The following is a 26,070-nucleotide window of genomic DNA, read 5'->3' on the forward strand; positions in this document are numbered from 1 at the left end:
ACGTCGCGCTCTGGTAACAGTAGTGCGGTCGAAGCGACCTCGGTGCGGCGGTCGAAACGACACTCAAAGCGCGTCCCGCAACGCCAGCACGCGCTCGGCCAACTCCTCGCCGTCCTCCGCTACCACCTTCACTATCGCCTCCTTCCCGACTTCGCCCCGGTCAACGACAGCGACCGGGGTCCCCTCGACCGACTCGAAGGCCCGTCTGGCTCCCCACTGCATCGTGGACCCTTCGTGCTCCTTCACCTCGTCCGGTTCCGCACCCCGGTCGTACTCGTCGACCGCCCAGTCCAGACGCTCCAGCGCGGCCTCCACGTCCGAATCGAACCGGCAGTTCGCCGCGAACCGGAGGTCGGGGTCGAACTCCCTGCAGGCGAGCAGGAAGCGCGCGACGTGGCTCGACGCGCCGAAGCGCACGCCCCGGTTCGGTTTCACGCCGGAGAACGTCCGCGTGATGCGCCCCTCCACCGCGGCGGTCTCACCGATTGACTCGGCGTATGGCGTCGCGCCGACGACGTTCATCCCGACTTCCGGGACGAGGGCCGACACGTCGGTCTCCACGAACGTCTGGACGACCTCGCGGACCTCCTCCGCGGTCGGTTCGCGCGCCGCCCGGTTCCGCACCTCGACGCCGTGGTGGACCGCGCCCGGTCCCTCGCCCACGTCGAGGTGGTAGCGAACAGCGCGAGTCACGAAGTCCACGCCCGCTTCGACAGCGTCCGCGAGGTCGTCTCCCCGCGCGAGTCGGGCCGCGACGGCCGCCGAGAGCGCACATCCGGACCCGTGAGTCGCGTCCGTCTCGACGCGGGGATGCTCGAAAATCCGGGTCTCGTCCGGCGTCACCAGCACGTCTCGAAGCGTGGTGCCTCCGACGTGGCCGCCCTTGACGAGCGCCGCGTCGGCACCCATCGCCACCAGTTCCTCGCCCGCGGCGACCGCCGACTCGCGGTCCTCGACCGTCACGTCGGTCAGCACCGCGGCCTCGTCGGCGTTTGGCGTCACCAGCGCGGCCTCGGAAATCAGCCCCTCGTACGCCGCCTCGGCCTCGCGGTCGAGCAGTCGGTCGCCCGAGGTCGCGACCATCACCGGGTCCACGACGACGGGGAACGCCGCGCTCGCAACGCGGTCGGCGACGACTCCGACGATTTCGGCGGTGGCGAGCATCCCCGTCTTGGCCGCCCGCACGCCGAAGTCGTCGGTCACGGCGTCGATTTGGGCCGCGACCTCACCGGCGGGCAGGACGTGGGTGGACTCGACACCGCGAGTGTGTTGGGCCGTGACTGCGGTCACAGCGCTCGTCCCGAAGGCGTCGTGGGCCTCGATGGTCTTCAGGTCTGCCTGCACGCCCGCACCGCCGCCCGAGTCGCTCCCCGCGACGGTGAGCGCGACGGGTCTCTCGACCGGTGCCGGCGAGCGCGTCTCGGTCGCAGATAGTCGGCTCTCTCCGCTCATTAGTTGGTGGTAAAACAGCGTGGTACTTAGTGGTGCGGGGTCGAACTCGGGGACCGGCGTGAACTTGCGTGACGGTCTCCGAGAAAAGGGGCTACGACTGCGTCGCCCTCTCGCCCGCCGATTTCCAACCGGATACGCCGACCGACAGCAGGAGACCGCCCGCTCCGAGGACCGGCGAGAAGAACAGCATCCCGCCGACGCTACTGAGTGACAGCGCGACGAACCCGACCCACGCGGCGACGAGGCACGCTCCGACTGCGCCGAACGCGACCGAGACGACCCGTGAGCGACGGGAGAGCGAACGGAGGGGCCGTCGAACGCCGACGAGGAAGAGCAAAACGCCGAGTCCCGTGAGCCAAATCCAGTCGATGCTCCCGAGGAACGCGTCGACTGCGGGGACGGTGTTCGGCGTGTACGATGCGGAAAAGAGGGCCGAGACTGACCAGTAGAGCAGGAACGCTCCGGACAGTGCGGCACCGACCGAGACGGCGCGTCGGTGGCGTCTCTGGAGGGGAAGCATGCTATTGATTTTGCTTAGCTGTCGAGATAGTTAACAGTGGTTACTGTGCCACCACTCGACGTACGTCCCCCAATCGACGCTGGGCCAGACGTAGCCGTGGATTTCGGGATTCGGTTCGGGTCCCTGCGTGTTGTACGTCCACTCACCGTTTCGTTGCTGAATGATGGCTTGGTTGCGGAACGGCCCACCGCTACAGCCGTATGCGTCGACGACCTTCGTCCAGTCGATGTCGGTACCGTAAGCCGCGTACTCCGCCGTTTGGTGATACCCTTCTGATTTGAGGTGGTCCTGCACTTCGCTCTTCGAATTCCACGAATCGCTCACCCAGTTCCGATCGGGGCACGGGTGCGGGTCGTCTCGGGTTCCACCGCATCCGCCGTCCATAGTCGTCACGTCGCCGGACCACTGCTGACGGAGGCGCTTGCTCGCTCTCCCGATGGACTTCCCAGTGGCCTCCCCCGTCGCAATCCGTTCGAAGTACGGTTCGAAACGTCGGAAGAGTTGCTCCGCCCGTTTCGACCGAGCGCTAGGGTCGTTGATGCTTCGGAAGTCGATTTCGGCCAACTCGTTGTTGAGGCTCGCGAAGTCTTCGGCTACTCGCCGGTCGAACCCGGTAACTCCGTCTTCTTCTGCTCGCTTCTCCTCGACGGTTATCGTCAAGTCCGAGTCCAGAACCAAGTAATCGCTAACTGTACTCAGTGCGTTCTCGATTCTTCGACCGCGGTTCGAGCGACTCTGGCTCGCCGACTCCGCTGCCGTCGCCCCCGACCAGAGGGCGACCGACGTGAGACTCGCAGCACCGACCTGCTTGAGAACTGTTCGACGCTTCTCCGATGTTTGCCTGTCTGACACGATATGGATTTCTAATTCCGGTAAAATAAATTTTTCTGTTCTATAGATAGTAGAAAAGGAGGCTTCTGAGCGCATGCGTTCCGCTCCTCCCCGCGCTCGTATGGACGCCCTTTTAATCCCGCGAGACCCTACCTATGCCTATGATTTTCGAGAACCTACCGACGACACCCACGTCGGAGGAACTCATCGACAAGGCGTTCTCGCGGGCCGCGCGGGCGGGACGGGCCAAGAACGGGACCGAGGCCCAGCAGTCGATGCTCCAGACGGCGTCCAACATCCTGAGCGACAACATGCAGAACGTCGCCGCGGAGTGGCCGGACTTCGACGAGATTGACCCCTTCTACTACGAACTCGCCGACGCCATCGTGAACGTGGACGAACTTCGACAGAGCCTCTCTGAAATCCAGTGGGCCAGCAGGAAGACCCACGACATCGGACGCGAGTATCAGGGCAAACTCACGGGCGACGCCGACGCCGACCGCAAGATTCGCAAACAGGGGTTCGCCCGCCTCGCCGACATCGTCGAGGAGGTCGAAGACGACCTCCTGCGCGTCGGACAGGCCCATCAGGACCTCCGGCGCCTCCCCGAAATCGACCCGAGCGAACCGACCATCGTCGTGGCCGGATACCCCAACGTCGGCAAGTCGTCGTTCGTCAACGCGGTCACGAACGCCCGGAACGAAATCGCGGAGTACCCCTTCACGACGAAGGGCGTCCGCGTCGGCCACTTCGAGCGCGACCACATCCGCTACCAGATAGTGGACACCCCCGGCCTGCTGGACCGACCCGAAGACGAGCGCAACGACATCGAGAATCAGGCGGTCTCGGCGCTGACCCACCTCGCGGACGCCATCGTCTTCGTGGTGGACGCCAGCGGGTACTGCGGCTACCCCCTCGACGCCCAACTCGAACTCCGGGACGCCCTCGCCGAACGCTTCGGAGACGTGCCGGTCCTCACTGTCTGCAACAAGTCGGACCTCTCGACCGACGTGGAGGCCGACGCCTACATGAGCGTCGAGAGCGGCGAGAACGTCGAGGGCGTGCTGGACGACGCCGTCGAGGCGGTCGGGTACGAACCGGAACTCCCCTTCGACGACCGGGAGTAGGCCGCGGAGGGGGACGCAGCGAGCGACTCCCGAGTGGTGTTCGCGGTCTCGTAGTCCACGAAGTGAACCCGAACCGACGGATTCTGACTCGTCGCGGCGTTCAACTGCTGCTGGAGCCGATTCGCCAGTTCGGGATACTCCCGGTCCGACGTGCGACTGATGGTCACTGTGACCGACTCTGATTCTAACAGGCCGCCGCTGAACGCGTACTCGGTGGAGGTCTGGACGTAGGTGAGGTTCGCGTACGCCGGGTCCTGAAGCACCGAACTGACCTCCCGATTGATGGTCTGCTGGTAGGTTATCTGCTGGTACGTGGCGAACGTCGTGACTCCGACGACGAGGAGGAGTACCGCGACGCCGACCGCGACGGTCGCGGTCTGTTTGCGACTGTCGAACTGCCAGAGGCCCGGTTCGAAGCCGTTCGGCCGATAGCCGAGGTAACGGAGCGTGGTGAACGCGGCGGCGTTGATGCCGATGAGCGAGACGAGCAGGAGGACTAGCGACCCCGCCGCGACGATGGGGAATCCCCAGATGATAGCGATGCCTGCGGTCGCCGCCGCCGGAATCAGCGCCGCGGCAATCATGACGCCGATGAGCGAAGTCGGTCCCTTCGTCGTGAGTCCGAACGCGGAGGCGCTCCCCGCGGCGAGACCGACCGCCACGGTCAGCAGACTCGGCGCGACCCGCGAGCTAATCTGCCCGAGGGCGGTGATTCGCAACTGGGGGACGAACGAGAACGTCCGGAGAATATAGCCGAACGCCAGCGCGCTCACGACGGCGACGCCGAGTCCTATCGCCTGCAACTTGATGCTGTCCGCGAGCATCTCCCTGTCGCCGGTGACCGCGCCGACGCTCGCGGTGAGGACCGGCCCGACCATCGGCGCGATGACCATCGACCCGACCACGATTGCGGGCGAGTCGAGCAGCAGGCCCGCGGTGGCGATGATGGCGCTCAGGAATATCATCCAGACGAACGACGTCCGGTCGTGGGCCATGTCGCGGGCCTTCGACCGGAGTTCCTTCCGGGTCAGCGGGTCGAAGTCGTCGGAGTACCTGTTCTCCAACCGTTCCATGTTCGGCGTGGAGGCGGTCTCGGCCGTCGCCATGACGGTGTACTTCTCCTCTTCGAGTCCCGCGTCGTTGAGCGCGTCCATCACGTCGCCGACCCCGTCGCTCGGGAGGGGGAACTCCACGAGTACCTGCTCGCTCGTCCGCTCGTCGGTTTCGAGAACGGCGTAATCTATCTCCTTCGAGTCGAGCGCGCCCAGAACCGGGCCGCGTCGCTCGTCCGGAATCAGGACGTGTATCAGTCGCACAGCAGAGCCACGGCGTACCGACGCAAAAACATTCAGGCCACCTGAACCCGCTCTACGGACCGATACCCCGGTCGCCCGGAGGAGACCTACGCGCCGGTCGCGTTGTAAGTCACTTGCACCTGTGCGACGACCGTCACCGGTCCCGACTCGATTTGCGTTCCGGACTGGCCGGCCGCGTTCGCAGAGAGCGACTCGGCCCTCACGGGACTGTAACTCACGTCGCCGGTCGAGGCGCTGTGGACGCCGGTGACGGTCAGGTTCGCGCTCTCGGCGATGACGTCGGCGTTCGCGCGGGCGCTGTCCATCGCGTCCCGGAGCGCCTCGGCGCGGACTTCCCTCCGGCGCTCCTCGGACAGCGTGAGTTCGACGCTGTCCACGCGGTCGGCCCCGTTCGAGACCGCCGCGTCGATGATAGCGCCCGCCCTGCTCGTGTTCGACAGCGTAATCTCGAAGGCGTGGACGCCTCGGAACCCGGCGGGTCGCCGTTCGCCGCCTTCCTCGCGGTACTCCTGTTCGATGTTGTACGCGACCGTCCGAATCTGGTCGTCGGCGACGCCCGCCCGTTTGAGCGCCTCGCGCATCCGCGTGACGTTCTCCGCGAGTCGCTCGCGGACCACGTTCGCGTCGTCGTCGCTGGCGACGACTGCGACACGCACGACGGCTTGGTCGGGCGTGGCCGCGGCCTGCCCGGTCGCGGAGACGCCGATGGTCTTACCGCCGCGGTCGGGTTGTTGGGTCTGTGCGCTCGCGTCGGCGGTCGGGGCGACGCTCCCGACGCATCCGGCAGTCACCAGCAGGAGGGCGACACCCACGGTTGCAAGTACTCCTTTGTGCATCGCTGCGTGGTACGACGGGGGCCGAGAAAAAGCTCCGCTTGAGTGAAATCGCGATTTGACCTACGCGGAGTCTATCTCGACGAACCGGACCTGCACGGTCACGGACCGGCCGGTACTGCGCCGGATGCGCTGTTTCAGTCGCTCGGCCAGTCGCGGGTACTCCTCGCCGGGCGCTCTGCCGACCGTGACTATCACCTGTTTCGATTGCCCGAACGGCGGTGCCCTGTTCCCCTCGAAGTCGACGTTGAGAAGCGTCGGTGTCCCCTCCTGTGAGAGCGCGGCGTCGATTTCGTTCTGGGCCTCGTTCTGGAACGTCGCGTTCTGGACGGTGGCGTAGGTGACGCCGCCGAGGAACACCGAGAGGACGGCGATGGCGACCACGAGGACGCCGATGCGCTTGACCAGCGTCGCTCGGGTCTCGCTGAGTTCGAACCAACTCCGGGGCTGGTAGCCGAGATACCAGAGCACGAGCAATCCGGAGAGGTTGATGGAGAGGAGGTTGACGAGGACCAGCACGAGCGAACTGACCGCGGCCATCGGTTGGCCCCACGCGATGGCGACGCCGACTGCGGCGGCGGGCGGCACGAGCGCCGCGGCTATCATGACGCCCACGAGCGCCACCGAGACGCCGGAGGCCAGACTCAGCACGCCCGCCGCGCCCGCGCCGAGCGCGACCACTAGCGAGAGGAAGTCGGGGGTCAGTCGGCCGCTCACCTGCGAGATGGCGAAGATGTTCGTCCCCGGCGGGACGAGAAAACCGTATCGCACGCCGAACGCGAACAGCGTCGAACTCGCGACGGCGGCGAACCCGCCGATGAACTGGAACTTCACGCCCTCGCGGAACAGCTCGCGGTCGCGGAGGACGGTGCCGACGCTCGTGCCCATCGCCGGACCGATGAGCGGGGCGATGACCATCGACCCGACGACGACCGCCGCCGAGTCCAGCAGTAGCCCCGCGGTGGCGACGACCGCGCTGATTATCGTCATCGCCAGATAGGTCTGTAACTCCGGCACCATCTCGCGGGCCTTGGTCGTTATCTCCTCGCGGGCGATGTGTTCGGACGCGTCGCTGTCCTCGGTGTACCGCTTTTCGAGTTCCTCGAACCGGCGGGACGTGTCGGTCTCCGCGTCGATGATGACCGCGTGGGGGTCGTCGCCGAGTCCGGCGTCCTCCAACTTGTCCAGAATCGGCTGGACGGCGTTGGTCGGCAGCGGGAAGTAGGCGATGGCGGTGTACTCCCGGCCGCTGGTCTCGTCGGTCAGCATGTAATCGATGCCCTCCGAATCGAGCACGTCGGAGACTAGCTCCCGCTTGCCCGCCGGAATCGAAACCTGCACGAGCCGCATATGTTCGGAGATGGCACGGAAGAGGTAAATAAGCCGCGCCAACAGAACTGTTTCAGCGCGTCGAGGACCGACCGCACCCGAGGACGCCGATTCGGTGGAACCGCGGCCGTTAAACGTCGTCACGCCCAATCGGGGGTATGTTCGAGAGTCGCCCGGGCCGCGACGCCGAAGTCGTCTTCGTCGGCCGGTCGAACGTGGGGAAGTCCACGCTGATGCGCGAACTGACGGGCCACACCTTCGACACGGGGAGCAAACCCGGCGTCACGCGGTCGCCCAACCACTACGACTGGGCCAGCGACGATTTCGTACTGACCGACCTGCCGGGGTTCGGCTTCATGTCGGGCGTGCCCGAGGAGCAACGCGAGCAAATCAAGACCGACATCGTGCGCTACATCGAGGACAACGCCGACAAGATACTCGTAGGCGTCCTCGTCGTGGACGGCAAGAGCGCGGTGGACATCATCGACCGCCACTCGGGCGAGGACGAGGTGCCCTACGATGTGGAGATGTTCTACTTCCTCCGGGACGTGGACATCCCGGTCGTCGTCGCGGTCAACAAGATGGACAAGGTGGACGACGAGGACGAGCGCCTGAACGAACTCTGCGACCGCCTCGGTCTCCACCCGCCGTGGAAGCAGTGGCAGGACACGATAGCGCCCATCAGCGCCAAGCGCGGTAACATCGACGCGCTGAACGAGGCCGTGAAGGACCACCTCCACGAGCAGAAGCGCGACGACCTGCTGAAGTTCTTCTCGTAACCGCCCGTTCTCTCCCGACTCGTCCCGGAGCGCGTTCACTGTCGGCGGGTCGAGAGTTAAGGGGTTTCGTGTGCTACCCGCTCGCATGTACGACCGCGTGCTTCTCCCGACGGACGGGTCCGAGGCAGCGGAGGCCGCCGCCGAACACGCCTACAGTCTCGCCGAGCGATACGACGCAGAACTGCACGTGCTTCACGTCGTTCCGGAGAACGAAACCACCGCAATCGTCGGACGCGGCGACGAGCGACTCGACGCGCTCGAAGCGCGCGGCCGCGACGCCGTTACGCCCCTCGTCGAGGACGCCACCGCCCGCGACCTGTCGGTGACCAGCGCGATAGAGGTCGGGACCCCGTATCGGCAGATTCTCGCGTACGCCGACGAGGAGGACGTCGATATCGTCGTGATGAGTACGCACGGCCGGTCGGGCGTCGGCCGGGTCGTCATGGGGAGCGTGACCGAACGCGTCATTCGCGTGGGCGAGACGCCCGTCGTCGCCGTCCCGCGAGCGTAATCACGGCGTTCGCAGAACGTAAAGCACCTCCCCCTTCAGTGGCTACGCCAGCGTAATGGCTTCCAGCGGAGTCCCGGGGCAGTTCTCTACCGCTCTGCGGTGGGCCGACGAACGCCATCTCCACCATCAGATGTTCGTCGCCGCGCTCTTAGGCGTCACCGTCGGCGTCGTCGCCACGGCCTTCCGCGTCGTCTGGTTGGCGCTCAAACACCAGCTCTGGACGGCGTTGAACGCGCCCATCTGGCGAGTCGTCGTCAGCACCGGGGCGGGGATTCTCATCGGTGTCATCCTCTACGCGACGTTCTACCCGGGGGCGCTCTCGGCGCTCGTCCAGCAGTTCCACCGCGAGGGCCGCGTCGAGATGGCCGAGAACGTGCCGGTCATCCCGGTCGGACTCGTCGGCCTCGTCGCCGGACAGAACGCCGGTCCCGAAGGGGTGATGAGCATCGTCGGCGGGTCGTTCGGCACGAAGATGTCCGAGTTGTTCGAGTTCGACAACTCGACGAAACTGCTGACCCTCGCCGGGATGGGCGCGGGGTTCGGCACGATTCTCGGCGCACCTATCGGCGGGGCGCTCCTCTGGTTGGAACTCCCGCACAAGCGCGGCCTCGAGTACTACGAGGCCATCGTGCCGACCTTCGTCGCGAGCTTCGCGGGCTATCTCACAGAGGTGCTGCTCGGAGGGATGGAGTTGTTCCCGGCGTGGCGAGCGAGTTCGCTCGTCCCGGTCGAACCGTGGCAGTTGGCCGCGGCGATTGGCGTCGGTCTCGTCTGTATCCCGTTCGGCTTCGTCTACACGCACCTGTTCGCGTTCGTCGGGCGGTTGTTCAACGAGTGGTCGCCCGCGGTGTACGTCCGAACGACGCTCGCGGGTCTCGGTATCGGCGTCTTGGGCTACGTCCTCCCGCTGACGTACTTCTACGGCGGGTCGAAGATGAACGTGCTCCTGTCGGGGACGTTCACCGTCGAGCGGTTGCTGCTCGTCCTCGGCGGGACGATGATAGCGGCGGCGCTCACGATTCACGGCAACTGGCTCGGCGGACTCATCATCCCCCACATGTTCATGGGGGCGCTCGTCGGACAGGCCGCCGGACTCGTCGTGCCGGGACTGCCGCCGATGTTCGGGATGCTGGCGGGGATGGCGGCGTTCAACTCGGTCGTCACGGCGACTCCCCTCTCGTCGGCGCTCATCGCAATCGCGTTGACGAACGGGGCCAGCATCACGCCCGTGTTTCTCGCCAGTCTGGTCGCGTTCGTGGGCAGTCCGAACGTCCAGTTCTTGGAGGTCGCGGCCCCGCGAAGCGAGGCACCCGCCTTCCACACTGACGACGATTGACACCGGAGCGGAACGTCTCTGGTCTCCCGACAACCGAAGCGCGACTGGCCGACACGCCTACCACGCTCGCCACCGACTCGTCTACCCATGCCAGAACTGACCGAAGACGACGTGGCGAACGCCGTCGTGGACGGCGAGGGGAACCGAATCGGCATCGTCGCGGACGTCGAGGACGGCACCGCGTACGTGGACCCGGCGGACGACCTCGCGGGGCCGCTCAAGACGAAGTTGGACTGGGGCGCGGACACGAAGGACACCTACCCCCTCCGGAACGACGCGATAGCCGACGTGACCGACGACGAGGTTCGCCTGCGCGACGAGTACGTGGGTCACTGACGACCGGTCCGGAGTGGGGTTCGTCCGGAGTCGCGAATCGCCCGCACCGAACGTCCGATTCAAAGGTCGAAATTCCCGGCCCCAAGGTCAAACTACGTCACGACGCAATCGCACCCAATGGCTCAGACCCCGGCCTACGAGGTCGTCGTCGTCGGTGGCGGCCCCGCTGGACTCACGACCGCGCTCTACGCGACCCGCCTCGGCCACCGGACCGCGCTGGTCAACCGCGAGGGCGGCCGGTACGAGTCGGTCTCGTTCGTCCACAACCTCGTCGGCGTCTCCGAGGAGACGTCCGGACGCGACGTGACCGAACTCGCCATCGACCAACTCGAAGAGTACGGCGCCGACTACTACTGTGACGACGTGCGCGCGGTCGAGGAGGTCGAACGCGACCGGGCCGCCGCGACCGAGTTCGAGAACGAGAGCGACGACACCCAGTTCCGCGTGACCGCCGAGAACGTCGCGCTCCGGGCCGACCGCGTGGTCCTCGCGACCGGGTTCACCGACGTTCCCCCGCGAGTCCGGGACCTCCGCCGGTTCACCGGCCGGGGTCTCCACTACTGCGTCCACTGCGACGCCTACACCCTCGGCGACGAACCCGTCTTCGTCCTCGGCCACGAGGACCACGCGGCCGAGGTGGCGATGCTCCTGCTCAACTTCACCGACGAGGTGGACGTCCTGCTGAACGACGAGGACCCCGACTGGAGCGACGACGTGGCCGAGCAGGTCGAGACCCATCCGGTCGCTGTGGTCGAGGACCGCGTGGACCACGCGTTCGCCGCGGAGGACTCGGACCACGCGACCGGCGACGACGCCCCGTGGCTCGGCGGTCTGGAGTTCGCCGACGGCCGCACCCGCGAGTACGGCGGCGGGTTCGCCGTCTACGGCAGGGAGTACAACAACGACCTCGCCGCGGCACTCGGGTGCGACCTCCGCGACGACGGTGCCGTGGCAGTGGACGAGGACCGCGAGACCAGCGTCTCGGGCGTCTACGCCGTCGGCGACCTGACCCACGGTCAGAATCAGACGCCCATCGCCATCGGCGACGGCGCGTACGCCGGCATCGCGCTCCACAAGGACCTCAGGCAATTCCCGGTCGCACCCGACGAACTCGACCGCGTCCCCGACCTCGGGGTGCCCGCGATGCCCGACGACCTCCGCGCGCGGATGTGGCGCGTTCGGGCGGCCGACGAACACGCGGGGATGACGCCGCCGGACGAGTGAGACCCGACTCAGACGACCCTGTTCGTCATCTCGTCGCCAGACTCCACGCGCTCGACGTTCTGCCTGACTAACCACGCGATGTGTCGGAAGTAGTCCCGCTCGGCCGCGGCGCGGTGAGGCGTCACGAGAACCTCCTCGAAGTCCCAGAGCGGCGAATCCTCCGGCAGGGGTTCCTCCTCGAATACGTCCAGTCCCGCGCCGGCTATCTCGCCGTCGCGGAGCGCGGCGACCAGTTCGTCCTGCACGACCACCGGCCCGCGGGCGACGTTGACGAGGTAGGCGTCGTCGCGCATCGCAGCGAACTCGTCGGCTCCGACCATCCCGGTGGTCTCGTCGGTCAGCGGGACCGCCAGCGCGACGAACCGGGCGTCCGCGACGGCCTCGTGGAGGTCGTCGGGCGTGTAGACCGCTTCGGTGTGGGGCGTGGGTTCGCCCGAACGCCGGACGCCGACCACGTCCATCCCGAGGGCGTCGGCGCGTTCGGCGATTCCTCGGCCGAGGGTGCCGAGTCCGACGACGCAGAGGCGCTCGCCGTCGAGCGTGAACGGGTCGTCCCACGCGGGGTGGCGCCACTCGCGGTCCTCCTGCGCGCGGACGTAGGTGTGGAGGCGGCGCGCGAACGACAGCATCAGGCCGACCGCGAACTCGCCGACGGAGGTGTCGTGGATGCCGGTGCTGTTGGTCAGGGTGACGCCCCGCTCTTCGAGGACGTCCAGCGGGAAGCGGTCGTACCCGGCCTGAATCGAGTGAATCCAGTCGAGGTCCGCGTCGAGGAAGGCGTCGGAGTACGCGAAGGTCACGACCGCGTCGCAGTCGCCGAGTTCGTCGTCACCGACGACCGGGACCGCGACCCGCGGGTCGCTTTGCTCCCCGCTCGTGTCCGAGGCGCGACGCGCCTCGCTACCGAGGTCGTCGAGCGCGTCGCGGAGTCGTTCCGGTGGGAAGACGGCGCTCACGGAGTCGTGGATGCCGAGACGGCGTACCTGCATGGCTGACTGTCCGGAGTCTCGGCGGTTGAATCTTCGGGTCGGGGAACTATCGACTGTCTCGCGGGACGACTTCACTCGGTTGCCCGGACTCGTCACTACTGTCCGGCGTATCGAGACCCAGTCCTCCCCGCAGAAACCACCGTGCCGTGAATTATCGAACGGTGGCTCGGTGAAAGTTCCTCGTCACAAGGGGCTCGGAGGGGGTAACTTTCTTCATCGCCACCGGGTAGTGCTACCGCCCGGAGCGTGATGAATCCATCCTTGTCGGACGCGGGCGAGAGCGTTCTACGACCGGCCCGCCTCGCGACAGCGGAAGTTCGCGAAGGTCCGTTCCGGCGAGACCTCGTCCACCGAAACCGACTCGACGCGGAACCCGGCCGCTTCGAGCAACCCCCGCGCCTCGCTCTCGGAGACGTGATACTCTACCGTCGTCGCGTCCCACTTCTCGACTTCGACCGGTCCGTCGCCGAGTTTGAATCCGACTCTCGCGACCCCGCCGGGCCGAAGCACGCGCACGAACTCGCTCAGCGCCGTCTCCATCTCCTCCGGCGGGACGAAGAACAGTGACGCGGGACACCAGAGACCGTCGAACCGGTCGCTCTCGAACCCGAGTCGGCGGACGTCCATCTGGAGGTATCGGCCGGGACGGTTCTCGCGGGCGTACTCGACCATGCCGCGTGCGAGGTCGATGCCGACCGGGTCGAGACCGCGGGTCAGGAAGTACTCCACGTCACGGCCGGGTCCGCACCCCGCGTCGAGGACGGCCGGACCGTCGAGCGACTCGACGAACGAGTCGAGGAGGTCGCGGAACGTCTCCGGTAACGCGTCGAGTCCGGTGTCGGCGTCGAAGTCGGCCGCGTACTGGTCGTAGAGGTCTGCGGGCGGTACCGGCATCGGTACGACTTCGAGGCGCGCCGAGTTGAGTGTTCGGCCGGAGTCGTTCCGGGCCGCCGTCACTCGCCGTCGCGCCACGCCGAGAGCGCCCGGAGTTCGTCGGCGACCGCCGAGACTCCGCTCTCGTCCAGCACGCCGCGCTCGGTAATCACGCCCGAGAGCAGGTCCGCGGGCGTCACGTCGAACGTCGGGTTCAGCGCCTCGACTTCGGCGTCGCCGTCGTACACCGCTCGGGCGTCGCCCGCCTCCAGATGCACCGCGTCGTCGGTCCGGACCTTGTCGCTGGCCGCGACCGTGTACGCCGGAACACCCTCTCTCTCTGCGGCCAGCGCGGCCCCGCGCGTCCCGGTCTTGTTCACCACCCGCCCGTCGGGCAGGACGGCGTCGGCACCGACGAGTAGCGCGTCCACGTTTTCGGTCGCCAGCACGTGCGCGACGGCGGCGTCGGTGTGGAGCGTCACGTCCGGCCCCTCCGGGTCCGCGGCCAGTCGCTCGGCGACGCCGACGCCTTCCCGGGCCGGACGCGACTCGGCGACGAACGCGCGGTCGGCCGCGGGGAGCGCGTCGAAGACGGTCCCCGAGCGAGAGAGCGTCAGCACGGTTCCGCCCCGAATCTCCGCCGCGGCGTTCGCGGCGGCCCGCTCGTCCACCCGGTAGGCGCGCTCGATGCCCTCGCGGGCGGCGCGTTCGACGGCCATCGCGGCGGTCTCGTCGTCAGCCTCGTCGTCGGCCGCGTCGCTCGCCGCCGCCATCGCGCGATTCACGCGGTTGCCGACCGCGGCCATGCTCGGCCGGGCGTCGAGCAGTCGCTCGGCGAGGGCGGCGAGTTGGGACCACCCGCCGTTCCCCTGCACGGCGAACGACCCCGCCCGGTCACGCAGGACTTCGAGCGCCCGGACCGAGAGAGAGGCCGACCCGCGGTCCTCGTCCTCGGCGACCTGCTGGACGGTGGGCGCGACCCGCGAGTAGGCGGTCCAGAGGTTCGGCACGGTGTCGCGCCGGAGGATTTCGGTCGGATGAACCCACTCGGACTCGTCGGTCTCCCAGTCGGTCTCGGCGTCCCGGTGCTCGCAGTCGAACAGGTAGGGGTGGACGACCCAGCGCGTTCCGAGTTCTTCGTCCTCGAACTCGAAGGCCGTGCCCTTGCGAGCGAGCGTGCAGGCGTCGAGCAGGCCGGTCTCCTCGGCTATCTCCTCGCGGGCCGCGGCGTCCTCGCGGGCGTCGGCGGGCGAGGGTTCGGAGGACGCGGTCCGGCCTCCGGCGTCGGGGTCGCCCTCGGCGTGGCCCGCCACGCCGCCCCACTTACCGGGGTAGGAACCGACCGCCTCGGAGCGCCGCAGCAACAGCACCTCACCGCGATTCCTGAGGAAACAGGTGACGACGTGGGTCCTCTCCATATTCGACGCGTCGGTCCGGAGCGGCTTGAACTCCCGGTCCAAAAAGAGGCAGTGTCGCGGCCGCAGACCTACGCCTCGGTCGTGGTCTCGTTCGTCGCAGTCTCGTTCGTCTCGGTCCCGTTCGTCTCGGTCTCCGCTGTCGCAGTCGCCTCGGTGTCGTCGGTCGGTTGGTCGCCCGAGAGCGGTCCGACGCTCGACCGGACCTCGTTCAACTGGCTGACCGTCGGCGCGTTCACGATGGTGACCGTCGTCTCGTTCACGTCCACGTAGAAGGCGTCGGCGAAGCCCCCACGGTCGATGCGCCACACGTTCGGGGCGACTTCCTCGCCGCCCCAGTACCGGAGGACCTGCCTGTAGCCTTCGACGAACTGCGTGGCGTCCTGCGGGGAGTCCCACGCGAGTCGCCAGACGTACGCCCCCGCGCCGGACTCGTTCCGGTAGACGTGGAGGCGGTCACCGTCCCACCCGGTGGAGAACTGGGACTCGTAGTTCAGCGGGTCGAAGTCGCTGACGTTACCCGTCTCGTTCCGGTTGAACCACTGGGCGGGCGGAACCACGTTCGACTGGCCCTGACTGTGGTAGTACGGGTAGATGAACATCGCCATCAGCGCGGCCTCACCGAGTTGGCCGTAGCCCGGTCGGTCCGGCGGCCTGACGCGACTCCACGCCTCGGTGGTCTCGTCGTTCAGCGAGACGTTCGTCGGTTGGTCGATGCCGTACTTCTGCGGGTGGATGACCTGCTCCGTCGAGGCGGGCAGGTCGGCGTAGAGCGCGTTCACGGCGTCCCAGCCGCCGACCTCGTGGACCATCCGGACGAACGCCGGACCGTCGCTGTACGGCTGGTACTTCAGCAGGTAGACGCCGATGTTGGCCAGCGGCCCGGCGCTCCTGCGCGAGGGCGGTTCGAGGCAGTTCCACGCCTCCCCGCACAGTTCGTCGTAGAGTTGCTCGGTGAGTCTCGCGTCGCCCTCGACGATGCCGTTCCGGGCGTTCACTTGGTCGCGTAACTTCGCGGCGAACGGCTTGCCCGAGAGGTTGTACTGCTGGTCCTGCCACGCGTGCATTAACTCGTGGGCGAGCGTCAACTCGTCCATCCGGAGCGTCTCGGCGCTCTCGGCGATGACCACGATTCTATCGCCTCGCGGACTGTAGAACCCGAGGACGCCGGAGCCTCTGTTCCGTCTCTGAACCGCGATGGAGTCGGCCGACTCGTTGACGAGGAACAGCGCCTCGAACTTCCCGTTGTCGAACGCTCGGAGTCCATCCGAGACGTTCCGGCCTGCCTGCTGCTGGCGGTACTCCTCTCGACTCAGCAGTTCGACCGGCACGGACTGATTGAACTCGACGCACCGGACCGCCTCGACGCGCGCCATCGTCCGCGAGACGATGGTCTCGCGCTCCTCGCGCTGGACCCCGTCGTCCTGACTCACGTCGATGGACTCGTCGTACCAGTAGCCGTTCTCCCACCCTTTCACGTCCGACGCGGGGTCGAGCCGTTCTCCGGCGGCGTCGCCGCACACGACGCCACCGTCGCGTTCTGCGTTCCGCCGTCGTCCTGCGCGCTCGTCGCTCTGCTCTCTGTTACCCCGTTCCCCGTCGCTACGTTTGCTGTCGCCGTCGCGGCGTTTGCTGTTGGCGCGTTCGCCGTCGCAGCGCTCGCAGTCCTCTTCGACGTACTCGCACCCACCGTCGCTCCGGCGACACCCGACGCGAGGAGCAACAGTACCAGTAGCGTCGCTGTCGTTCCGTTACCGTGTGTTAGCATTCCCCCTGTCTCCCCCACCATTGACAGTGACCACCGCACCCGGCAAAAGACCACCGCTTGTGACACCGCCCTGAACGTTTTTGCCGACCGGCCCTGAAACCACGTCCATGGTCGAAATTGCGATTATCAGCGACACGCACGTCCCGTCCCGCGCGGACCGAATCCCCGACTGGGTCGCCGAGCGCGTCCGCGAGGCCGACTACACCATCCACGCCGGCGACTTCGACAGCCCCGAAGCCTACGAGACTGTCGCGGACCTCGCGGGTGACAACTTCACCGCCGTCGCGGGGAACATGGACCCGGAGTCGCTCGACCTGCCGGAGATAGCCTCGGTCGAGGTCGGCGACACCACCTTCGTCGTGACCCACGGCACCGCCGCCACGGCGGAGGAGTACGAGGAGACCATCGCCGAGGCCGTCAACGAGGAACTGACCGGGCCGGGCATCGCGGTGGCGGGCCACACCCACGCGGTCGTGGACGACGACATCGAGGGCATCCGGTTCCTGAACCCGGGGAGCGCGACCGGCGCGGACCCCGCGAACGTGGCGACGATGATGACCGTCGAGATTCTCGAAGGCGAAGTGAACACGAAGATGTACGTCGAAGACGTGCGGGTCGAGAACCCGGAGAAGTACCCCGAGGCGTAGGTCTCTCCGACGAGGTTCGCTTCCGTTCCCGGCTTCGCTCGTCCTTCTCTCACCGTCGTCACTTGCCCGTTTCGGGCGGGTTTTTACCTCCGACGCGCCAATCTCCGGGTATGGACGTGTTCGCGGTGCCGGGACTGCCAGAGGTCCGGCCGGGCGACGACCTCGCGGCCCTCGTCGAATCGCGGGCCGACATCCGGGACGACGACGTACTGCTGGTCGCAAGCACCGTCGTCTCGAAGGCCGAGGACCGACGCGCCGACCTCGACGACTTCCCGGCGGGACCCCGAGCGAAGGAGATAGCCGAGCGACTCGAAGCCGTCTCCGGCGAGGAGAAGGACCCCCGATTCGCGCAGGCCGTCTTGGAGGAGAGCACCGAGGTAATCGTGGACGCGCCGTTCCTGCTCACGGCGACGAGGTTCGGTCACGTCGGCGTCAACGCGGGCATCGACCGCTCGAACGTCGGCGACGAGGGGCACGACCTCCTGCTGTTACCCGAGCGTCCGAGCGAGAGCGCCGACCGAATCCGGCGCAACCTCTCGGCCGACCCCGCCGTCATCGTGACCGACACCTCCGGGCGGCCCTTCCGGCACGGCCAGCGCGGGGTCGCCATCGGGTGGTCCGGTATCCAGGCGTCGCGCGACTGGCGGGGCGAGACCGACCGCGACGGCCACGAACTCGAAGTCACCGTCGAGGCGGTCGTTGACGAACTCGCGGCCGCGGCGAACCTCGTGACCGGCGAGGGCGACGACGGCCTCCCGGTCGCGGTCGTGCGCGACTGGGAGTTCGGCAACCACGAGGGGAGCGACAACCTCTACCGCGACGTGGACGGCGACTTCGTTCGGCAGGCGCTCAGGGGGTGGGAGTTTGCGCGGAATTGAACTCACGCCCGAACACCCCGTCTCCGACCTCGTGGACATCGGTCGGGAGGCCGAGCGCGAGGGGTTCGACGCGCTGTTCGCCAGTTGCCACTACAACAACCGCGACCCCTTCGTCGTCCTCGACAGGGTCGCGGCCGCGACCGACGACCTGCTGGTCGGGCCGGGCGTCGCCAACCCCTACGAGAGCCACCCGGTCTCGCTGGCCTCGCGCGTGGCGACGCTCGACGAGACCAGCGGCGGTCGGGCGGTCTGCGGTCTCGGCGCGGGCGACCGCTCGACGCTCCGGAATCTGGGCTTCGAGCGCGACAAGCCGCTCCGGCGCGTGCTGGAGACGATGAAGGTCTCCCAGAAGCTCTGGGCGGGCGAGCGCGTGGACCACGACGGCACCTTCCGAGCGACCGACGCCGGTCTCAACTACGAGGTCGGCGCGGCCCGCGAGGACGACATCCCGGTCTACGTCGGCGCGCAGGGACCCCACATGATTCGGATGTCCGCGAAGCACGCCGACGGCGTGCTCGTCAACGCTTCCCACCCCGACGACTTCGCGTGGGCCGACCAGCAGGTCGAGAAGGGACTGGCCGAGCGCCCCGAGGACCGAGGCGGGCGCGACGAGTTCGACTTCGCGGCCTACGCCAGCGTCAGCGTGGCCGAGGACGCAGAGACCGCCCGCGAGGCCGCGAGACCGCCGGTCGCGTTCATCGCCGCCGGGGCGGCCCCGCCGGTCCTCGACAGACACGACGTGGACCGCGACCGCGCGGCCGAAATCGGCGACGCCATCGAGTCCGGCGACTTCGAGGCGGCGTTCGATGCGGTCACGCCGAAGATGATAGACGCGTTCTGTATCGCCGGAACGCCGGACGCCGCCGCGGAGAAGATTTCGGGAGTGCTGGAGTACGCCGATAGCTTCGTCGCCGGGTCGCCGCTCGGTCCCGACCCGAAGGACGCGGTCAGCCTCGTTGCTGGGGCGCTGGACGCGGCCGAGTAGCGGGGCGACTGAGAAGCGGCGTTACCGCTGGTGTGCGGGCGGCCGTCCGACCGAGTCGGGCACGATGTAGTCCACGATTCCGCCCGCGGCGAGGTACCCGAACACGAGCGACGGAAGGACCACCAGCAAGAACCCCACCGTCAGCAGGAGGATGGAGGTCGGGAAGGCAAACGCAACGTCGGTGAAGTAGCCAATCATGTCCAAGACGTTCTGGATGATGCTCGCCATGTCTACACGTCTGGAGTCGGGATACTTGTTTGCTCCGTATGCGGACGATACTCCGGCACGCTTACGACGGGTGGCTCCGTACTTCGGGGCGTGAGTGACGACGCATCGCTCGACGGCTTCGAATCGACGGCCGCGACCGAGAGCGACGACGCCGACCCCGCAGTCTCGACGTACGAGTGGTCGCCCGCGGGCGGCGAGTGCGCCGACTGCGGCGCGTCTGTCGAACGCCGGTGGCGCGCGGACGGCGAACGGGACGGCGGTCTCGTGTGCGCCGACTGCAAAGAGTGGTAGGTCGGACGCGTCCGTTCCCCCCGTCACCTCAGTCGATGTCCGGATGTAGAAGAGCGGAGCTATCTCTCACTGTTCCCGGCGTCGTCGTTCGCGAGCAGGCGGGTTTCGAGGTACTCGTCTACCTCCGCTCGGACCGCCCGGAGCGCCTCGGGGTCGTCGGTCGTAGTGCGCTCGGTCAGCGCGGCGTTGACCAGCGAGACGAGGAACGCCGCCGACTGCTCGGCGTCCACTTCGCGGAAGGTCCCCTCCTCTATGCCGTCCTCGATGACGCCCGCGATGTGCTGGCGGAAGTAGCGGTCGCTCTCCGTGAAGTGACACTCGTAGTCGTCGTCCTGCACCGCCTGCGCCCGGAGTTGGACGAAGACGCCGACGAACTCGTCGTCCGTCTCCGGGTCCGGCGGGAAGACGCTGTCGATGAACGCCGTGAGCCGTTTCGGCGCGGACTCGTCGCCGCTCCTCGGGACGTTGCTCTCGGCGTAGTCGAGGACGAATTCGAGGAAATCGACCAGTAGGTCGTCCTTCCCGTCGTAGTGGTGATAGAGTAGCGATTTGCTCTTGTCGAACTTGTCCGCGATTCGCTGGATAGTGAGACCGGCGTAGCCGTACTCGGTCAGCGCTCGGTACGTCGCTTCCATGATGGCTGTCCGAGTGTCGTCGGCCGACTCCTCGAAGAGATTCTCCGGCGGCATGTGGTCGATAACTACGTAGTGTGCGCGGGTGTATCAAACCTCGGACTCCTCCGAGATTCGACGTATCGTAACCCTGCTAGAACGTCGGGAACGAATCGACCGTCTCCCACTGCGGAGTAAAACACGTTCGTGCTGGGACAAAAGTTTCAAAGCTGGACGCGAAAGGTAACACGATAACTGCACGCTTCGGCGGCCAACGCGACAGGTCGTCGGCTTTCTCGCCCTCCGCGTGCTGACGGAGCCACTCATGACGGAAGCTAACTCCCCTCAACGTCGAACCGACGCGTCACCGACCCCCTTGCCGGTAGACGAGGCCGCCGACGTCGCCGAGCGAATCGTCGAGAACGTGGAGCGCGTCATCGTGGGTCATCACGACGTGACCGAACACATCGTGACCGCCATCCTCTCGCGGGGTCACCTCCTGCTGGACGACGTGCCCGGGGTCGGCAAGACCATGCTCGCGCGGTCGCTGGCCCGGTCCATCGACTGCGAGTTCTCGCGGGTCCAGTTCACGCCCGACCTGATGCCGACCGACGTGACCGGCGTGAACGTCTTCGACGAGCGAACTCGCGAGTTCGAGTTCCGTCCCGGCCCGGTGTTCGGCAACGTGGTTCTCGCCGACGAGATAAACCGGGCACCCCCGAAGACCCAGTCGGCACTGCTCGAAGCCATGGAGGAGGCGCAGGTCACGGTGGACGGCGAGACCTACGAACTCGACCAGCCGTTCACCGTCATCGCCACGCAGAACGACGTGGAGGCCGACCGGACCTACGAACTCCCCATCGCCGAGGTGGACCGATTCGCCAAACGGCTCACGCTCGGCTACCCCTCGCCCGAGGACGAATCGGAGGTCCTCCGACGCGTCACGGGCCGCCACCCCATCGAGGAACTCGAACCCGTGGCGACCGCCGAGGACGTACTGGCCGCCCGCGAGACGGTCGCTGCCGTGACCGCCGAGGAACCGGTTCGGGCGTACGTGACTCGGCTGGCGAACTACACCCGAGACCACGCCGACCTCGGGGTCAGTCCGCGCGGGTCCATCGCGCTCCTCCGGTCGGCGCAGGCCAGAGCGGTCCTCGACGGCCGCGACTACGTGGTTCCCGACGACGTGCAGGCCGAGGCTCAGAGCGTTCTCGCCCACCGAGTCCGGACCGCCGCGTCGTCGGGCGGCGCGTCGGGCCGCGAACTGATAGCCGAGGCGCTGGAATCGGTTCCGGTGGAGTGAGATGTTCACGCGACGCGGATGGGCGCTCGCCGTCGTCGCGGTCGGCGCGTTCCTGATGGCCGCGCGCTTCGGCGCCCGCTCGTTGAACGCGGTTGTCGGCCCGACGCTGGTCGCGCTCGCGGCCGGGTGGTTTCAGGTCAGGCGCGCCGGACAGCCCGAACTCCGGACCGAGACGCCCGAGTACGGGTTCGCGGGCGAGACCGCGACGGTGTCGCTCGACTTCCGGGCCGCCTCGCCGCTGGCGGCGACCGTCCGTCTCGACGTCGGCGACGGGTTGGACCTCGCGGACCCCGAGTTCGAGACCACCGTCGCCGACGGCACCGTCACCTTCGACGTGACGCTCCGGGACCGCGGATTCCAGTCGGTCGGCCCGGTCGAAGTCGTCGCGGAGGACGTGCTGGGCGTCTGGGAGGAGACGTACACCTACCCGGTCAACAACGAAATCGTCGTGTTCCCCGAGATTCACCGGCTGAGCGACGCCAGCGACCTCGCGTCGCTCCAGCGGCAGTTCGGTCTCGGTGGCCGCGACCGGTTCGACCAACTCAGAGCGTACGAGCGCGGCGACCCGCTCCGGGACGTTCACTGGAAGTCCAGCGCCAAGCGGCCCAACGAGGACCTCGTGGTGATGGAGTTCGAGGCCGACGAGGAGCGCCAGCAGGTCGAACTCCTCGCGGAGGCCGACGGCGGCCGGATGGACGACGTGGCGGAGGCCGCCGCCAGCATCCTGACGTACCTGCTCGACGCCGGACTCGCGGTCGGACTGACCGTCCCCGGCGGCCGGGTCGAACCCGGCACGGGCGAGGACCACCGGACCGAACTGCTGACGCTGTTGGCCCGGACGCACCCCGGAACGGTGAGCGAGAACCGCCGGGAGGGCATCGACGTCCTCGTACAGGGCCGAACAGACGAGGACGAGGTCCGCGTCACCGTCGGCGAGCGGACCGTCACCTTCGGTCAGTTGTCGGGTACGGGTGCGGAGGAGTCCGCCCCTAGCCGGACCGCGCTCGCCGACGGCGGCCGACCCTCCGGAGGTGAGTCACGATGAGCGCGGACGGTGCGAATTCCGACCGTGCGAGCGGAACGAGCACCAACAGCGCGGTCGGCCGAGAACTCGACCTCGGCGAGGTGACGGTGTCGTACCACTGGCTGGCGGTCGGGTCGCTGGCGGTCGTGATGGCCACTTACCTCGGCGTCCTCTACCACGTCACCGACATCGTGGGCGGGACGACGACCCTGCTGGCGCTCGTCGCGGCCACGCTCTTCGCCGGGGCGGCGGTCGCCCGTCGCCTCCGCCTCGCGCAGGCTAGCGCGCTCGCGGCGGGACTGCTCGCGCTCGGACTCGCCGCGTACTACCTGGCGGTGCCCAGCGCCTACCTCGTCGCGGCGTCGGTCGGGAAAATCGTGGCCGACAACGTGGCGCTACTCACCGGTCTGTCGGTCCTCCGGATGACCGAGGTCGGAGCGTGGGCGCTCGGCGTCGCCCCGGCGATGGTGTTCGCGCCGTGGTACCTCGTCCTGCGGCGGCGATACGCGCTTGCGGTCGGGGCGGCCGGGACAGCGATGGGATTCTTCGTCCTGACCGGCGACCTCGGCAACTTCGCCACGCTGGTCGGGTCGCTCGCGGCCGCCGCGACGCTCGGGTTCGGCACGCTCGCGCGCCGCGGCGGCACGTCCGCGCAGGTGGACACCTTGGCGGTCGTGCTCGTGGTGATGGTGGTCCTCGCCTCCACGGCCACCGTCGTTCCGGGCGGCGGCGCGAGTCCCGTCCTCCCCGGCGGCGGCGCGAGTCCGCCGACCGTCGAGGAGGCGTTCGTCACCAGCGGCGACCGGGTGTCCATCGTCGGGTCGATTCGGCTCTCGCCGAAGGTCCGATTCACGGTCGAATCCAGCGACGCCGACTACTGGCGGGTCGCGGCCTACGACCGCTACGACGGTAACGGCTGGATTCGGACCGGAGAGGGCAGGACGTATCAGGCCCAACCCGCACCGCCCGGCCGGTCGAAGACCGTGACCCAGACCGTCAACGTGGAAGTCGAACGGATGGGCGCGATGCCCGCGGCGTGGAAGCCGACGCGGTTGAAGTCGGGCGACCGCGACAACACCCGCGTCACCTCGCTCGGGGCCTTCGAACCAGTTGGCGCGCTCCGACAGGGCGAGAGCTACACGGTCGTCAGTCGAGTTCCGAACCCCACGGCGCGCCAACTCCAGGCCGCTGGCACCGACTACCCCGACCGCGTCGAGCGTCGCTACCTCCAACTGCCGGGGAGTTCGGCCGACCGAATCCGGACGCGGACGAACAAAATAGTCAGCGAGGCGGGCGCAGAGACGCCCTACGGCACGGCGAAGGCCGTCGAGAACTGGCTCGAATCGAACAAGCGCTACTCGCTCGACGTCTCGCGCCCGGACGGGAACATCGCCGAGAGCTTCATCTTCGAGATGGAGTCGGGCTACTGCACCTACTTCGCCACCTCGATGGTCACCATGCTCCGGTCGCAGGGGGTTCCGGCGCGGTTCGCGGTCGGCTACACCCCCGGCCAGCGAGTCGCCAGCGACGAGTGGGTCGTCCGTGGTCTCGACTCCCACGCGTGGGTCGAGGTCTACTTCCCGGAGGTCGGGTGGGTGAAGTTCGACCCCACGCCGTCCGCCCCGCGCCAGCAGGCCGAAGGCTCGCAGGTCCAACAGGCCCGCCAGAGTAATATCTCGGACGTGGACACCGAGGAGAGCGAGGAGGGAACGTGGACGCCGACGACCACCGCGACGACGACCGACCCCGACGAGAGCACGACGACAGGTCCCACCGAAAACGGGACGACCGGGCCGACGACGTCTGCGCCCGGACTGGGCGACCGCCGCCCCGTCAACCCCGGCGGAGATGCGCTCAACGGGACGCTCGGCGGGTTCACTACCACCGCAGACGGCGCGGGCGGCGGGACCTCCGGCGACGAGGGCGGCGGTCTCCCGATAGGCCCGCCGTCGCGCGAGCAGGCGGTGCTGGGCGCGCTCGTGGTCGTCGGCCTGCTCGCGGCCGCGCGCCGGGCCGGTCTCCTCGACCGACTCCGGCGCGCGGTCTGGCTCAGGTGGCAACCTCGTCGCGACCCCGAGACCGACGTGACGCGGGCGTTCGACCGACTCGAACGCCTGCTCGCCGAAGAGTACCGCGAGCGCCGACCCGGAGAGTCCCGACGCGAGTACCTCGCGTCGCTGGCCGCGAACGCCGACGTGGACGACCGGGCCGAGCGCGTGGGGGCCATCTACGAACGCGTCCGGTACGCCGGAGACGCCGAGGAGCGACTGGCCGAGGAGGCGGTCTCGCTGGTGGACGAGTTGGTCAGCGAGCGCCGGGGTCTCCTCGATGTCGGTGCGGACGGCGGCAGACGGTGAGGCAGGGCACGCTTCCGGCCTCGCTACGGCGTCTCCCCGACGGAGGATAATCGCTCGCCTCCGGTTTCTATCGCGGCCCTACTCGGGGAATTAGCGACACAGTTTTGTACCCCTACGACCAATTCCCGAATTGTAATGTCGGAAGTGTGCTCGACGTGCGGGCTGCCTCAAGAGCTTTGCGTCTGCGAGGACGTGGCCAAAGAGTCCCAGCAGATTAACATCCGCATCGACGAGCGACGCTACGGTAAGGAAGTAACGATTATCGAAGGATTCGACCCGAAGGACGTGGATCTCGACAGTCTGTCCTCAGACCTCAAGTCGAAGTTCGCCTGCGGTGGGACCGTCGAGGACGGCCAGATAGAGCTCCAGGGCAATCACACCGGGCGCGTCGAGGATTTCCTCCGTGACAAAGGGTTCAACGTAGCCTGATTTCACGTCGGTTTTGTGATGTCGAAGAGGGTCATCGAGTCACGACCACGTTCTTACTCTTCTTTCTACCGACCGGCCCTACTCGGTATTGCTCGTTACAGTCGCGTCTGAACGTTCGAGAGTTGAAATCCGCGTCACAGACGCGTGTTGGTTGCCTGCGTCGTCCGTCGGCCGCGGTTCAGAAGGGGGCGTCCGGTTCGTCGGTGTCGTCTCCGTCAGCGCCCTCGTCGCTCGCGTTCTCCTCGTCGCCGCTCCGCGTCAGTCCGTACTCCCACTTCGAGAGTCCGCCCTCCATGCTCTCGACGCGGGCGTCGTCGGACACGCCCTCGTAGGAGGCGACGAGTCGCGCGGCCTGCACGCTGGCCTTGCCGTGCGGGCAGACGGTCACGATTCGGTCGGCCCCGTCGAACCGTTCGATTTCGTCGGCGAGCGCGTGGAACGGGACGTTTTCGCTACCGGGGATGTGTCCCCGGTCGAACTCTGCTTCCGGCCGGATGTCCACGACGCGGACGTCCTCGTCCGCGTCGAGGAGTTCGTCTACCTCCTCGGGGGAGATTTCGGCGTCCATCGACTCCACCTTCGCTTTCCGGCCGAATAAGCCCCGCGGTACCTCGAACGCGCCGGACGCGAGTCCCGTCGGCCGAGCGGTCGGTCCGTCTCGACGGCTAGGTGTTCGGT

General features: G+C 67.6%; 27 protein-coding genes. 14 read left to right on the top strand and 13 right to left on the bottom strand.

All coding sequences use genetic code 11. From position 1 onward, the window contains the following. Nucleotides 1-63 precede the first annotated feature (63 nt). The 3 genes from thiD to FXF75_RS19890 all read right to left on the bottom strand — a co-directional run bounded on the left by thiD (nt 64) and on the right by FXF75_RS19890 (nt 2,824). On the bottom strand, nt 64-1,452 hold the full coding sequence (thiD, locus tag FXF75_RS19880; protein ID WP_163523804.1) for a bifunctional hydroxymethylpyrimidine kinase/phosphomethylpyrimidine kinase: 1,389 nt from the start codon (nt 1,450-1,452) through the stop codon (nt 64-66). 91 nt (nt 1,453-1,543) lie between these two features. Further along, complete coding sequence (locus tag FXF75_RS19885) at nt 1,544-1,972, bottom strand: hypothetical protein (protein ID WP_163523805.1); 429 nt, start codon at nt 1,970-1,972, stop codon at nt 1,544-1,546. Between the two features lie 30 nt (nt 1,973-2,002). After that, nucleotides 2,003-2,824, bottom strand: a complete 822-nt coding sequence (locus FXF75_RS19890; RefSeq protein WP_163523807.1) for a hypothetical protein — start codon at nt 2,822-2,824, stop codon at nt 2,003-2,005. Between the two features lie 140 nt (nt 2,825-2,964). Between FXF75_RS19890 and FXF75_RS19895 the strand changes: the two genes are divergently transcribed. Then, nucleotides 2,965-3,930, top strand: coding sequence for an NOG1 family protein (locus FXF75_RS19895; protein WP_163523809.1), 966 nt, complete (start codon nt 2,965-2,967; stop codon nt 3,928-3,930). Here the strand turns inward: FXF75_RS19895 and FXF75_RS19900 are convergent. The 3 genes from FXF75_RS19900 to FXF75_RS19910 all read right to left on the bottom strand — a co-directional run bounded on the left by FXF75_RS19900 (nt 3,828) and on the right by FXF75_RS19910 (nt 7,429). Continuing rightward, nucleotides 3,828-5,246 carry a TIGR00341 family protein gene (locus FXF75_RS19900; RefSeq protein ID WP_163523811.1) on the bottom strand — a complete coding sequence of 473 codons (1,419 nt, stop codon included), beginning with the start codon at nt 5,244-5,246 and terminating at the stop codon, nt 3,828-3,830. The genes FXF75_RS19895 and FXF75_RS19900 overlap by 103 nt on opposite strands. Nucleotides 5,247-5,332: 86 nt before the next feature. Continuing rightward, entirely contained in the window at nt 5,333-6,082 is a 750-nt protein-coding gene (locus FXF75_RS19905) for an SIMPL domain-containing protein (RefSeq protein ID WP_163523813.1), read from the bottom strand. A gap of 60 nt (nt 6,083-6,142) precedes the next feature. Continuing rightward, a complete protein-coding gene (locus FXF75_RS19910; protein ID WP_163523815.1) occupies nt 6,143-7,429 on the bottom strand; it encodes a TIGR00341 family protein in 1,287 nt (428 codons plus the stop codon). A 137-nt stretch (nt 7,430-7,566) separates the two neighbouring features. On the opposite strand from FXF75_RS19910, the gene engB reads away from it, so the two are divergent. The 5 genes from engB to FXF75_RS19935 all read left to right on the top strand — a co-directional run bounded on the left by engB (nt 7,567) and on the right by FXF75_RS19935 (nt 11,594). After that, entirely contained in the window at nt 7,567-8,187 is a 621-nt protein-coding gene (gene engB / locus FXF75_RS19915) for a GTP-binding protein EngB (protein WP_163523817.1), read from the top strand. An 85-nt stretch (nt 8,188-8,272) separates the two neighbouring features. Next, nucleotides 8,273-8,698: a universal stress protein gene (locus tag FXF75_RS19920; RefSeq protein WP_163523819.1), complete on the top strand. Its 426-nt coding sequence runs from the start codon at nt 8,273-8,275 to the stop codon at nt 8,696-8,698. A gap of 55 nt (nt 8,699-8,753) precedes the next feature. Beyond that, on the top strand, nt 8,754-10,034 hold the full coding sequence (locus FXF75_RS19925; protein WP_163523821.1) for a chloride channel protein: 1,281 nt from the start codon (nt 8,754-8,756) through the stop codon (nt 10,032-10,034). A gap of 87 nt (nt 10,035-10,121) precedes the next feature. Beyond that, nucleotides 10,122-10,370, top strand: a complete 249-nt coding sequence (locus tag FXF75_RS19930) for a hypothetical protein (protein WP_163523823.1) — start codon at nt 10,122-10,124, stop codon at nt 10,368-10,370. Between the two features lie 117 nt (nt 10,371-10,487). Next, nucleotides 10,488-11,594 carry an NAD(P)/FAD-dependent oxidoreductase gene (locus FXF75_RS19935; protein WP_163523825.1) on the top strand — a complete coding sequence of 369 codons (1,107 nt, stop codon included), beginning with the start codon at nt 10,488-10,490 and terminating at the stop codon, nt 11,592-11,594. A gap of 8 nt (nt 11,595-11,602) precedes the next feature. Here FXF75_RS19935 and ddh read toward each other — a convergent pair whose 3' ends face one another. The 4 genes from ddh to FXF75_RS19955 form a co-directional block, all read right to left on the bottom strand. Then, nucleotides 11,603-12,583, bottom strand: a complete 981-nt coding sequence (ddh, locus tag FXF75_RS19940) for a D-2-hydroxyacid dehydrogenase (RefSeq protein WP_163523826.1) — start codon at nt 12,581-12,583, stop codon at nt 11,603-11,605. A gap of 285 nt (nt 12,584-12,868) precedes the next feature. After that, the gene (locus FXF75_RS19945; protein ID WP_163523828.1) at nt 12,869-13,477 is read right to left on the bottom strand and encodes a class I SAM-dependent methyltransferase; all 609 of its coding nucleotides are present in this window, start codon (nt 13,475-13,477) and stop codon (nt 12,869-12,871) included. Between the two features lie 59 nt (nt 13,478-13,536). Then, nucleotides 13,537-14,874, bottom strand: a complete 1,338-nt coding sequence (locus FXF75_RS19950) for an NUDIX domain-containing protein (protein WP_163523829.1) — start codon at nt 14,872-14,874, stop codon at nt 13,537-13,539. A 68-nt stretch (nt 14,875-14,942) separates the two neighbouring features. Continuing rightward, a complete protein-coding gene (locus tag FXF75_RS19955) occupies nt 14,943-16,394 on the bottom strand; it encodes an Hvo_1808 family surface protein (protein WP_309221873.1) in 1,452 nt (483 codons plus the stop codon). Nucleotides 16,395-16,746: 352 nt separating this feature from the next. On the opposite strand from FXF75_RS19955, the gene FXF75_RS19960 reads away from it, so the two are divergent. The 3 genes from FXF75_RS19960 (at nt 16,747) to FXF75_RS19970 (ending at nt 19,149) form a co-directional block, all read left to right on the top strand. Continuing rightward, on the top strand, nt 16,747-17,286 hold the full coding sequence (locus tag FXF75_RS19960; RefSeq protein WP_163523830.1) for a metallophosphoesterase family protein: 540 nt from the start codon (nt 16,747-16,749) through the stop codon (nt 17,284-17,286). Between the two features lie 110 nt (nt 17,287-17,396). Next, on the top strand, nt 17,397-18,164 hold the full coding sequence (locus FXF75_RS19965; RefSeq protein ID WP_163523831.1) for a coenzyme F420-0:L-glutamate ligase: 768 nt from the start codon (nt 17,397-17,399) through the stop codon (nt 18,162-18,164). Next, nucleotides 18,151-19,149, top strand: coding sequence for a 5,10-methylenetetrahydromethanopterin reductase (locus FXF75_RS19970; protein ID WP_163523832.1), 999 nt, complete (start codon nt 18,151-18,153; stop codon nt 19,147-19,149). Before FXF75_RS19965 ends, FXF75_RS19970 begins: the two co-directional genes overlap by 14 nt. Nucleotides 19,150-19,170: 21 nt before the next feature. Here FXF75_RS19970 and FXF75_RS19975 read toward each other — a convergent pair whose 3' ends face one another. Further along, the gene (locus FXF75_RS19975; RefSeq protein WP_163523833.1) at nt 19,171-19,377 is read right to left on the bottom strand and encodes a hypothetical protein; all 207 of its coding nucleotides are present in this window, start codon (nt 19,375-19,377) and stop codon (nt 19,171-19,173) included. Nucleotides 19,378-19,467: 90 nt separating this feature from the next. Here FXF75_RS19975 and FXF75_RS19980 point away from each other — a divergent pair, with 90 nt between their 5' ends. Beyond that, complete coding sequence (locus FXF75_RS19980; RefSeq protein WP_163523626.1) at nt 19,468-19,668, top strand: hypothetical protein; 201 nt, start codon at nt 19,468-19,470, stop codon at nt 19,666-19,668. Between the two features lie 59 nt (nt 19,669-19,727). On the opposite strand, the gene FXF75_RS19985 is transcribed toward FXF75_RS19980, so the two are convergent. Then, nucleotides 19,728-20,357 (bottom strand): TetR/AcrR family transcriptional regulator, encoded by a 630-nt coding sequence (locus FXF75_RS19985; RefSeq protein ID WP_163523834.1) that lies wholly within the window; start codon nt 20,355-20,357, stop codon nt 19,728-19,730. Nucleotides 20,358-20,604: 247 nt separating this feature from the next. Between FXF75_RS19985 and FXF75_RS19990 the strand changes: the two genes are divergently transcribed. The 4 genes from FXF75_RS19990 to yciH all read left to right on the top strand — a co-directional run bounded on the left by FXF75_RS19990 (nt 20,605) and on the right by yciH (nt 25,392). After that, the gene (locus FXF75_RS19990) at nt 20,605-21,582 is read left to right on the top strand and encodes a MoxR family ATPase (RefSeq protein ID WP_163523835.1); all 978 of its coding nucleotides are present in this window, start codon (nt 20,605-20,607) and stop codon (nt 21,580-21,582) included. A 1-nt stretch (nt 21,583) separates the two neighbouring features. Continuing rightward, nucleotides 21,584-22,627, top strand: a complete 1,044-nt coding sequence (locus FXF75_RS19995) for a DUF58 domain-containing protein (RefSeq protein ID WP_163523836.1) — start codon at nt 21,584-21,586, stop codon at nt 22,625-22,627. Next, nucleotides 22,624-24,963: a transglutaminaseTgpA domain-containing protein gene (locus tag FXF75_RS20000; protein WP_163523837.1), complete on the top strand. Its 2,340-nt coding sequence runs from the start codon at nt 22,624-22,626 to the stop codon at nt 24,961-24,963. Before FXF75_RS19995 ends, FXF75_RS20000 begins: the two co-directional genes overlap by 4 nt. Before the next feature lie 135 nt (nt 24,964-25,098). Then, nucleotides 25,099-25,392, top strand: coding sequence for a stress response translation initiation inhibitor YciH (gene yciH, locus FXF75_RS20005; protein WP_128477306.1), 294 nt, complete (start codon nt 25,099-25,101; stop codon nt 25,390-25,392). A gap of 178 nt (nt 25,393-25,570) precedes the next feature. Here yciH and FXF75_RS20010 read toward each other — a convergent pair whose 3' ends face one another. Beyond that, nucleotides 25,571-25,960 carry a rhodanese-like domain-containing protein gene (locus FXF75_RS20010; protein WP_163523838.1) on the bottom strand — a complete coding sequence of 130 codons (390 nt, stop codon included), beginning with the start codon at nt 25,958-25,960 and terminating at the stop codon, nt 25,571-25,573. Nucleotides 25,961-26,070: the final 110 nt, after the last annotated feature.

Source organism: Halorussus sp. MSC15.2 (assembly GCF_010747475.1).
Lineage (GTDB): Archaea > Halobacteriota > Halobacteria > Halobacteriales > Haladaptataceae > Halorussus.